At 47.1% G+C, this 9679-nt stretch carries 9 protein-coding genes and 1 pseudogene; 7 read left to right on the top strand and 3 right to left on the bottom strand.

Annotated features, from left to right (window positions below; translation table 11 throughout):
- The first annotated feature begins 16 nt into the window (after positions 1 to 16).
- A complete protein-coding gene (gene glyS / locus RMO52_RS00845) occupies positions 17 to 2164 on the top strand; it encodes a glycine--tRNA ligase subunit beta (RefSeq protein ID WP_310410134.1) in 2148 nt (715 codons plus the stop codon).
- Positions 2165 to 2248: 84 nt separating this feature from the next.
- On the opposite strand, the gene RMO52_RS00840 is transcribed toward glyS, so the two are convergent.
- Positions 2249 to 2713, bottom strand: a complete 465-nt coding sequence (locus tag RMO52_RS00840) for an NADAR family protein (RefSeq protein ID WP_309741535.1) — start codon at positions 2711 to 2713, stop codon at positions 2249 to 2251.
- Positions 2714 to 2811: 98 nt separating this feature from the next.
- On the opposite strand from RMO52_RS00840, the gene RMO52_RS00835 reads away from it, so the two are divergent.
- A complete protein-coding gene (locus tag RMO52_RS00835; protein ID WP_309739502.1) occupies positions 2812 to 3066 on the top strand; it encodes a SemiSWEET transporter in 255 nt (84 codons plus the stop codon).
- On the opposite strand, the pseudogene RMO52_RS24585 reads toward RMO52_RS00835, so the two are convergent.
- Together RMO52_RS24585 and RMO52_RS00825 are read right to left on the bottom strand one after the other, a co-directional pair.
- A pseudogene (locus RMO52_RS24585) lies at positions 3053 to 3396 on the bottom strand (hypothetical protein). The gene RMO52_RS00835 and the pseudogene RMO52_RS24585 overlap by 14 nt on opposite strands.
- A 51-nt stretch (positions 3397 to 3447) precedes the next feature.
- Complete coding sequence (locus RMO52_RS00825) at positions 3448 to 4080, bottom strand: Uma2 family endonuclease (protein WP_309739499.1); 633 nt, start codon at positions 4078 to 4080, stop codon at positions 3448 to 3450.
- A gap of 121 nt (positions 4081 to 4201) precedes the next feature.
- On the opposite strand from RMO52_RS00825, the gene RMO52_RS00820 reads away from it, so the two are divergent.
- From RMO52_RS00820 to murD, 5 genes are all read left to right on the top strand, one after another.
- Entirely contained in the window at positions 4202 to 5056 is an 855-nt protein-coding gene (locus RMO52_RS00820) for a metallophosphoesterase (RefSeq protein ID WP_309739497.1), read from the top strand.
- Positions 5057 to 5216: 160 nt separating this feature from the next.
- Entirely contained in the window at positions 5217 to 5939 is a 723-nt protein-coding gene (locus tag RMO52_RS00815) for a DUF1190 domain-containing protein (protein WP_309739496.1), read from the top strand.
- Positions 5940 to 5945: 6 nt separating this feature from the next.
- Complete coding sequence (locus RMO52_RS00810; protein ID WP_310410130.1) at positions 5946 to 7289, top strand: glutathionylspermidine synthase family protein; 1344 nt, start codon at positions 5946 to 5948, stop codon at positions 7287 to 7289.
- 48 nt (positions 7290 to 7337) lie between these two features.
- Positions 7338 to 8243, top strand: coding sequence for a hypothetical protein (locus tag RMO52_RS00805; RefSeq protein ID WP_310410128.1), 906 nt, complete (start codon positions 7338 to 7340; stop codon positions 8241 to 8243).
- 19 nt (positions 8244 to 8262) lie between these two features.
- Positions 8263 to 9618 carry a UDP-N-acetylmuramoyl-L-alanine--D-glutamate ligase gene (gene murD, locus RMO52_RS00800; protein ID WP_310410126.1) on the top strand — a complete coding sequence of 452 codons (1356 nt, stop codon included), beginning with the start codon at positions 8263 to 8265 and terminating at the stop codon, positions 9616 to 9618.
- Positions 9619 to 9679 lie beyond the last annotated feature (61 nt).

The following is a 9679-nucleotide window of genomic DNA, read 5'->3' as shown; positions in this document are numbered from 1 at the left end:
TTATTAATTTTTCGATATGTCTGATTTTTTGTTAGAAGTCGGTACTGAAGATCTGCCCGCAGGGTTTGTCAGCGACGCGATTCGGCAGTGGGAAAAGATGATTCCGGCGAGTTTAGTGGCTGAGGTTCTAACTAACGACCGCGTACAGATCTATGGTACACCACGTCGTCTGTCGATTATTGTTACCAATTTACCCGATCGACAACTCGATCGGGTAGAGGAAATTAAAGGCCCTCCAGCCGCAGCCGCTTATAAAGACGGCGTACCGACGCCAGCAGCGGTAGGTTTTGCCAAGAAGCAAGGGGTAGATGTCGCCAGTCTAGAATTGCGTCCGACAGATAAGGGTGAGTTTATTTTTATCACCAAAACGATCGCGGGGCGAGATACTAGAGACATTCTGACTGAGTTAATCCCGCAGTGGATTTTCAAATTAGAAGGCAAACGGTTGATGCGGTGGGCAAATGGAGAATTGAAATTTCCCCGCCCGATTCGCTGGTTAGTGGCGCTGTGGAATAATGATATTTTACCGATCTCGATCGTCAATGGTGAAGATGTCGTTACGAGCGATCGCATTTCGCAGGTGCATCGCGTCCTCCATCCCGCACCAGTTTCCGTCGTTTCAGCCGCCCAGTATTTAAAAACCTTGGCAGACGGCTATGTAAATGTAGACCAAAATCAGCGTCAAGCCGATATTCAGCAACAGGTCCAAGCAGCGGCGACAAAAATGGGCGGAGTTGCCGAAGTTTATCCCGATTTACTCGCCGAAGTAGTCAATCTAGTCGAATACCCCACCGCAGTAGTTGGTAAATTTGATGATGAATTTCTAGACTTACCCCCAGAAGTAATTACCACCGTCATGGTGACACATCAGCGATATTTCCCAATCTTTACCGATGCCAGCAAGCAGGAATTATTACCCCACTTCATCACGATCTCCAATGGCGATCCGGCAAAATCTGATATCATTGCTGCCGGGAATGGACGCGTAGTGCGAGCTAGATTAGCAGACGGACAGTATTTTTATAATGCCGACTTATCCCAACCTTTAGCCGACTATATCCCCAAACTAGAAACCGTCACCTTCCAAGCCGATTTAGGATCGGTGAAATTGAAAGTCGATCGAATTGTTACTAATGCTAACTCGATCGCATCTCAACTAAACCTAAATTCTACCGATTGTCAAAATATCTCCCGCGCAGCCTTACTATGTAAAGCCGATCTCGTCACCCAAATGGTCGGCGAATTCCCCGAATTGCAGGGCATCATGGGATCTAAATACGCGATCGCAAATGGTGAAACACCAGCAGTCGCCACCGCAATTGTCGAGCATTATTTACCCCGCAATGCCGAAGATAGTTTACCCCAAACATTAACCGGGCAAATCGTCGGGATTGCTGACAGGCTTGATACATTAGTCTGTATCTTTGGACTAGGCATGTTACCGACAGGCTCATCCGATCCCTTCGCCCTCAGACGAGCGGCAAATGCGATTATTAATGTAGTCTGGAATGCGAACTTAGGCATCAATCTAGAACGATTAATCGATCGCATCGTCACCGAATTCAGTCAAATTAGAACCCAAGTAAATACCGCCGAACTCACCCAACAATTACAAGACTTCTTCATTCAAAGACTGCGAAACTTACTCCAAGAAGATCGTCATATCGATTACGATCTCGTCAATGCTCTATTGGGTGAAAACGATCGCGAATATACCCAGCGCGCACTCACCGATTTACTCGATACGCGCGAACGCGCCCTATTCCTCCAACAGATTCGCGATAACGGTACCTTAGAAAGTATCTATCCTACTGTGAATCGATCGAGCAAATTAGCCGCCCAAGGCAATCTCGATACCCAACAATTAGCACCCACCCAAGTAGTCCAAATCAACCTCTTCCAAAAGTCCTCAGAGCAAGCCGTCTATGATGGTTTAATCGCCCTAGAACCGCAGACAAAAGCCGCTCAAGTCTCCCGTAACTATCAACAGTTAATCGATGCTCTGGCGCAACTTACACCCGCGATTAGCAGCTTTTTTGATGGCGAGGATAGTGTATTGGTAATGGACTCCAATCCAGCGATTAAAACCAACAGATTGAATCTATTAGGATTGGTTCGCAATCATGCACGGGTGTTGGCTGATTTTGGCTTGATCGTCAAATAGCAGATAACTCGTAGCGAAACCCAACGAACACACCAATATCCTAGAAATGTTGGGTTTCATTTTTCAACCCAACCTACTCGCTTTCTAATCTGCATCTTGAGATAATCGCAGCAACACCCGCACATCCATGAGGATGCGTCCAAGCATATTCTTGCCACTGCCGTCACCTCCATCACCCCAGTAATCATCGTTGTCGGTATGCTCGACTAACTTGGAGTCTCCAGTAGAGAGCAGTAATGCGCTCAGATCCTCGTGCTGGGTAAACTTTGCCAATACTGCCGCCCGCATGACTCCGACCTTGACAGACTCCCAATCCCGTCGAAGTTTCTGCTTACGATCTCGTCCCATCCGAGCGGCAAGCATCGGCGAGTTGGATTTGCGAATCTTGGTCTTGTATGTTTTGTCCTCGAATTTTTGCGCTTGAAAGTAGTGTTCGGAAGTCGGCCACCGCTCTCCGTCGAGAGTGAATGGGTAAGGTGCGAAATTTGAAAATTCCCCAAATTCGTCACTGACGCTGTAGAAGTTCACAACCCCCGTCATCTCCGTCATAGCATTGCTCCTTATTGCCAATTTATTACAGGTTGGATTTTGCCATCGCTCGACCTAACCCATCTAACAATAACCTAGCTTACAATTAAGAATTCAAAATGCAACTAATCGATCTTGTAGGATATATAGCGGCAACGTTGACAACAGCAGCTTTCTTGCCGCAAGTTCTGAAAGTTTGGCAATCGAAGTCCACTAGCGATCTAGCATTACCAACCCTACTATCATTTATTGCGGGGGTTTCAATGTGGCTTGTTTATGGCTTATTAGTAAAAAGCACACCAATAATCATCGCAAATGCAGTGACATTGGTACTGAATTTAATAATTTTACGGTTTAAACTTAAATATGGGTAGACAGATTTATGGGATCGATCGAGCGATGCTTAGATTTCAGTTCGAGTGCCGCACAAAAACTGTTGAGGCTATTTAATAGAGCATTGTAGTAAGCATAAGCGTCATCGCGATCGATCTGAAGATATTCATACAAAGCTAGTTCTGGCTCTGATACTAGAGACACCGGGGGAATATCCAAGCCTGCTGCGGTTAAGCGGATCGAGGCGAGTCTCTTTCAGAGAGGCTTCGCCAACGAAATTAATAGCGATCCGATGTATTATTTCTGCCATGATGAAGGTCTTCCAATCCAGGTAATATTAACTCAGATCCTGGCAACTCATTTAGCTCCATTATTTATCCTTCTCTGATGTACATTCATAACGATCGAGAGATGAAACCATATTATTCCCCGATCTGACTTCTCACCCAAGCACGGAAGGCTTTCACTAAAGCGAGATAATCCATTGTTGTCGATCGCTGTAACCATTTAGAAACCTCTGAAATCGATAAATTTGCAAAAAATTGACTGGTTTGAGAGACAATATAATTGCCATTTTGCAATTGCTGAATGATTAGAGATTCACCATTGTAAATCCAGACTTCTGCTACTCCCAAATCTGCATAAACCTGAAGCCGATTTTGAGAACTGCTGGTAATATCAATTTCAACAACGAGATCCGGCGCGGGATCGGTTCCCATATCTAATCTTTTCTTGCCTTGCACCGCAGCAATATTCTGGATGTAAAAACATTTATCGGGTTCTGCCCCGCTCAGTTCTGGTTGCTTGAAAGTAGTCGAGCCAAGGGGATAAATATTTACATCGAACTCTTCAGCAATGGTATCAATGAAACGACCTAAGACTTCTTTGCTAAGTTCATGTTCTGGAGAAGGAGCCATAATTTCGAGATTACCACGATTGTAAGTAAGGCGGAGCCGACGCTCGCTCAATTCCTCTAGCAGCGTTTCGTAGGTTTTCCAGCTAATTCCCGATAGGCGAATAATTTCATCCGGTGGTGCGAGTAGGGTTGCAGTCATAGATTCAACAGCAATTGAATACCTTTATTTTAAGCTAAATTCTCGCGATCGATTGAGAAAATGTTAATTCACATTGAGTCGCTGGGCATACTAGGAGACATCCACATGAAGGAGGATGATAATGAAGCCCTGGCGTACAATCCTGCACAGATTCCATCGATTTTTACTGGTGGCGATCGCGATTTTATTTGCGACTAGTGTTTATGCTCGTGGGGTAGAACCTCGCTGGTTTGACATTAAAACAATCGACATCACAATTGCTGGTTTAAATCCAGTTTTTGAAGGTTATAAAATAGTGCAACTGTCGGATCTGCACGCTCGATCGGGTATCATGGATCGACAACAATTAGTAAGAGTTGCCGAGCTGGCAAATCTCCAGCATCCAGATACGATCGCGTTGACTGGGGATTATATTACCGAGCGACCCGAGTTGGCGGAAGAGATGCTGGCAAATGCTTTTGGGCAACTCAAAGCAACTGATGGCGTAGTAGCAATTATGGGCAATCACGATCGCGAAGAAGCAGATAATCATGTCTCGCTCGAACGTGCTTTCGCCAAAAGTAGAGTAAAATTCTTAAATAATAGTGTTTACTCGATCGACAGGCAAGGTCATAAATTAAATATTGCGGGAGTTGATGATATCTATTTCCAGCGGGCAGATCTGCCCCTGACAATTTCCCAATTACCAACGACTGGTACAAATATTTTGCTGGCTCACGAACCAGATTTTGTCGATACTGTGGCAATTACCAATCGATTCGGATTGCAACTTTCTGGGCATTCTCACGGCGGTCAAATTGTGATTCCTTTTTTACCCAGAGTCAAAGCGGAATTGGCTAAAAAATATACGAATGGACTGTATCGAGTCGATCGAATGCAATTATATGTGAGCGCTGGAGTGGGCACGACGGGTTTACCTCAAGCCAGATTGAATTGTCGCCCCGAAATAGCTGTCATCGTGCTGCACGCAGCTTAAGTCTATGCACTCACATCTTGGATCGAAACAAAGTGGATAGTGGATAGTAGATTAGAATAAATGCAAGTTAGCTGCTCTGTGAGGGCATCATAAATAGAGAGATCGATCTCTATTTATTTATGACTAATTTAGATTGCGATCGGGCTGTTAGGAGCTGGTAATGACAAGAAAAAAAACTAAACCCCAAAACCTGCAACTCCGTCCGATGAATCGGAACAAGATTTATGCAGGTTTGGCGATGGCGGGCGTCTTGGCGATCGTTGTGGCTCAGTGCAACCGTGATGAATCGAACGACTCGATCGATGTCGTATTTTATCAAACTGCCGCACAGTGCGAAGCGGATATCAATTTGCAGCAAGCCGAATATCTGGCACTGCAACAAAAATACCAGCGGGGTGAAGAAGACGAGGCACCGACGCCACCACCAATGGAGGCTAAAGACTGTGCTGCCCAAATCCAGGCAGCGCAACAAGAACACCTGAAAACTGCCCCTGTCTATGCCTCGATCGCCGAGTGCCAAGCTGAAGGCGTCCAATGTGAAGCGACTGCTGCTGGCGAGCTAACGGCTGGCTATCGTCCCGCGTATGGCGGCACCTATCTCGATCCCTACAATTCCAGCCATGTCTACATCCACTCTGGCGGCAGTTCGTATCGCGTCTATGAAACTCGCACTGTGTATCTGAGCAGTACTCCTGGTCGCATCATTACCCCTTACGGGCGGGAGATCTCCCAAACTACTACGGGTAGGGTAAGTGCGCCTCGACACACTAGCTTTTCCCCGCCAGCGCGTCCGGCTGGTGTCTCCGGTAGCGGTACGATTAGAGGCCGCAGTACTCAGGGATTTGGTTCGACGTTTAAGGGTAGTGGGTTTGGAGGTAAGTAGCACGAGATGAAACCGATAAAAATTATTCGTCGTCCGCAGTGGCAGCGACACATCCAGGAGAATTCCTACCAAGCGGATGTGTTAAGCGATCCTAAGCAGAAATACTGGGTGGAGGCTCTGCCCCAGCCGTTTGCCATTCAATTCGATCGATCTGAAGAAACGGCGATCGCTACTGCGACAGAGGCAATTTGGGCGATGTGTGTGAAGTTTCTCGATTGGTTTTTTATCGATCGCGAGGAGGGGGATGTCCAGCAACGGTTGGCAGCTCTCCAGATCCGTCCTGAATATTGGCAAGCGATCGCGCAGAGCTGGGATCGCACTCAGCCAGTCGAGGATTTGTCGCTGTGTGCGCGTTTCGATCTGGCTGTGACTGCCGAGGGACAGATTAAACTAATGGAAATCAATGGTGAAACCCCCCTGCTGGGTGCGGAAACGGTTTACCAATGGAATTGGTTGGTAGACTACCTGCACAACCACCAGCACAGCAAATACCCGCTGCCGAGTGATGCCAATCAGTTCAATGAATTCTGGGATGCGATCGCGGGACAATGGCGGCGGATTGCTGCTGGGTACGATCTCAAGCAACATGGGATCTCCTTTCTGGTGGATGAAAATCTAGAGGAAGATCTGGAGATGGCGATGCAGTTGATTGAAATCCTCACCGATGAAGTCGATCCGGATATTTATACCCAAATTGTCTATCTGCGCGGACTCAAGGACGAGCGGGGGCAAGAGATTCAGCGGGGATTGGGTTTAGATGACGATGGCTACTTTGTAGACCATGTGAACGATCGGATTCCCGTGCTGTGGAAGATGTATGATTGGTCGGATCTCCAAAATGACATGGCAAATGCGGGGACTACCGCAGCATTGGCGGCACGATTAGCAACTGGAGAAATGAAAATTATCGAACCTTTATGGAAGCAGGTGCTTTCCAATAAAGGCGCACTAGCCATGATGTGGGAGCAGTTCAAAGATTCCGAATACCGTCAATATCTACTCGCCACCTATCTAGATACCGACAACTCCTATGAATCCACTCAATTGCTGCTGGGAATGCACGTTAGAAAGCCGCTGTTGGGACTAGAAGGCGTTGCTGTCTCGATCGAAACCGGATTTGGAGCATTAGAGCAAAAAGAGTCATTTGGCTATGGTGCGGAGGGTTTTATCGTCCAGGAGTATATCGAATTACCGGAAGCTTTTGGCTACTACTACGCGATCGGGAGTTGGGCGATCGATGGCGAAGCGGCGGGGATAATTATTCGGGGCGACACGTCTAAAATTACGGGGCGACACTGCCTGATTATTCCGCATATCGTCTCTGATAATGGACTCTACCTGCCCGATTGAGGACTGGGGGACGGGGAGAAGACTGGTAAATTAGATAATTAACAGCTTATGCCAGGAATTGGGCGCAAATCTCGTTGCCGAAGCCTCTCCTCTGGAGAATCGCGAGGCGGCTGTGTCCGCACAGCGAACATCAAGCAAAATAGTTGGGATCTCGATGCTGTATTGCCGATCGATTATGTCCTGACGCCCCAGCAGCTCGCACTGGTACCGCCAGCAGTCTACACTAACTTCTGCCATCTGCTCGATCGCGATGTCTATTCCGAAGGTGACGCACAATCACTGTACGATTACGTGACGCTCCGTGCTGCGGAAATGTCGCCCGAGTTTTTGGCGATGCTAGATCTGTGGCTAGCCGACGAACTCAAGCATTATGAAGCATTGCGGCGGACGTATCATTGCATTGCTGGTGTCCAATTTGCCGAGATGAATCGCCAATTTGCCCGGAGGGTTCATGAAATCGAACCGATCGCGATGGTATTAACCGACGAGTTTACATTTTTGGTAACGTTAATGTTTGACGAAATTGGCTCCGTCTACTCCTATCGTCGCGATCTGTGGGAGTACTACCGTCATTTTGGGACGGCAATTCACAAGATCGGTCATCATTTAGTCAAAGATGAGGGGATGCACTTCAATAATGCGGCAGAGTTGCTACTCGCCAACCATCAGCCGCGATTGGGCGAAGTGCCGAAATTGCTGGAGCAAATTGCTAATTTAGAACAGAAATTGCAAAAATACCATCAAACTTTTTTCTTAGATCATGCCCAGGAACGGTATCGATTCCCCCCACATTTCAACTCGGCAATGATCCAATTGATTTTAGAGCGGCTGGGACTGAGCATCCCCACAACAGATCGCGCACAGCGGCGAATCCAGGGATTAAAATTACGGGAGTTGTGGCAATGGGCACCGACAGGATATCATTTAGTGCCGATCTTTACCGCACCTGCCTAGCCCTTAGCGAATGAAAATCATGAAACAAGCGACTGTAATTGGATTGGGTCGATCGGGTATCGCCGCTGCCAAACTTTTGATTAAACATGGTTATGCGGTTACTCTGAGCGATAGCAGCCAGAATGCCAGCCTCGAAGCTCAAAAACAACAGCTAGCACCGCTCGGTATTAACGTCAAACTCGGCGATAAATTTATCCCCACTACCGAAGATATTATCGTCGTCAGCCCCGGTGTACCTTGGGATATTGCCCCCCTCGTTCGGGCTAGAGCAATGGGTATCGACACGATCGGCGAAATGGAATTAGCATGGCGATATCTGGGCGATATTCCCTGGGTGGCGATTACCGGAACTAATGGTAAAACTACTACCACAGCTCTAGTTGATGCGATCTTTCAGGCGGCGGGATTGGAGACGATCGGGTGTGGTAACATCGGGTTTGCTGCTTGCGAACTAGCATTGCTCGAAACTAAGCCAGCTTGGATTATTGCCGAACTCAGTAGCTATCAAATCGAGTCTACTTTTACGCTCAAACCACAAATCGGGGTATGGACGACACTCACTCCCGATCATTTAGCTCGTCATAAAACTGTTGATAAATACGCCCAAATCAAAGCTAAATTACTTCGCAATTCACAGCATCAAATCTTCAATGGTGACGATCGCTATCTCCACGATCTCGGCGCATCTGATTGGCATGAAGCAACTTGGACGAGCGTAAAAGGACAACAAGATTTGCGGGGCAATCCCAAATGCGGGGTCTGGATTGCCGATAGTTGGGTATATTTCCGAGGTGAAAAAGTATTACCCGTTGCATCACTAAAAATGCCTGGAGATCACAATTTGCAAAATCTCTTAATGGCTGTGGGTGTAGCTAAATTAGCCGGAATCGAGAATAGGGCGATCGCCGAAGCTGTCGCTAGTTTCCCTGGGGTTGCTCATCGCCTCGAATATATCTGCACCTATGCAGGAGTAGACTATATTAATGATAGTAAAGCGACTAATTATGATGCCGCCGATGTGGGATTGACAGCAGTCAAAGCACCAGTAATTTTGATTGCAGGTGGCGAAGCTAAAGAAGGCGACGATCTGGCATGGTTGGAGACAATTAAACAGAAAGCCGCCGCAGTATTATTAATTGGGAACGCTGGCACTCGATTTGCCGATCGATTAAAGTCTATCGGGTATCCTCACTATGAAATCGTCGAGACGATGAAAAATGCCGTGACTCGATCGAGCCAACTTGCCACACAGCATCAAGCCAAGGTGGTGTTATTATCCCCTGCTTGTGCGAGTTTCGACCAATATACTAGCTTCGAGCATCGCGGCGATGATTTCCGGCAATTGTGTCAGCTCTTAATTAGCAATCCTGACTAAAAATCGCTCCAATTTCTCATGCCAGTCTCTAACTAAAGCACGACAGATCGAGGTATCGATC

The organism is Chamaesiphon sp. OTE_8_metabat_110 (genome assembly GCF_031382685.1).
Lineage (GTDB): Bacteria > Cyanobacteriota > Cyanobacteriia > Cyanobacteriales > Chamaesiphonaceae > Chamaesiphon.
The sequence above is the reverse complement of the archived record's forward strand: the minus strand, read 5'-3'. Positions and strand labels throughout refer to the sequence as shown.

Coding starts and splice junctions, on each gene's coding strand:
- RMO52_RS00825 (WP_309739499.1), bottom strand. CDS start 4,080: ATGACTGCAACCCTACTCGCACCACCGGATGAAATTATTCGCCTATCG.
- RMO52_RS00810 (WP_310410130.1), top strand. CDS start 5,946: ATGAAACCGATAAAAATTATTCGTCGTCCGCAGTGGCAGCGACACATC.
- RMO52_RS00805 (WP_310410128.1), top strand. CDS start 7,338: ATGCCAGGAATTGGGCGCAAATCTCGTTGCCGAAGCCTCTCCTCTGGA.
- glyS (WP_310410134.1), top strand. CDS start 17: ATGTCTGATTTTTTGTTAGAAGTCGGTACTGAAGATCTGCCCGCAGGG.
- RMO52_RS00835 (WP_309739502.1), top strand. CDS start 2,812: ATGCAACTAATCGATCTTGTAGGATATATAGCGGCAACGTTGACAACA.
- RMO52_RS00820 (WP_309739497.1), top strand. CDS start 4,202: ATGAAGCCCTGGCGTACAATCCTGCACAGATTCCATCGATTTTTACTG.
- murD (WP_310410126.1), top strand. CDS start 8,263: ATGAAACAAGCGACTGTAATTGGATTGGGTCGATCGGGTATCGCCGCT.
- RMO52_RS00815 (WP_309739496.1), top strand. CDS start 5,217: ATGACAAGAAAAAAAACTAAACCCCAAAACCTGCAACTCCGTCCGATG.
- RMO52_RS00840 (WP_309741535.1), bottom strand. CDS start 2,713: ATGACGGAGATGACGGGGGTTGTGAACTTCTACAGCGTCAGTGACGAA.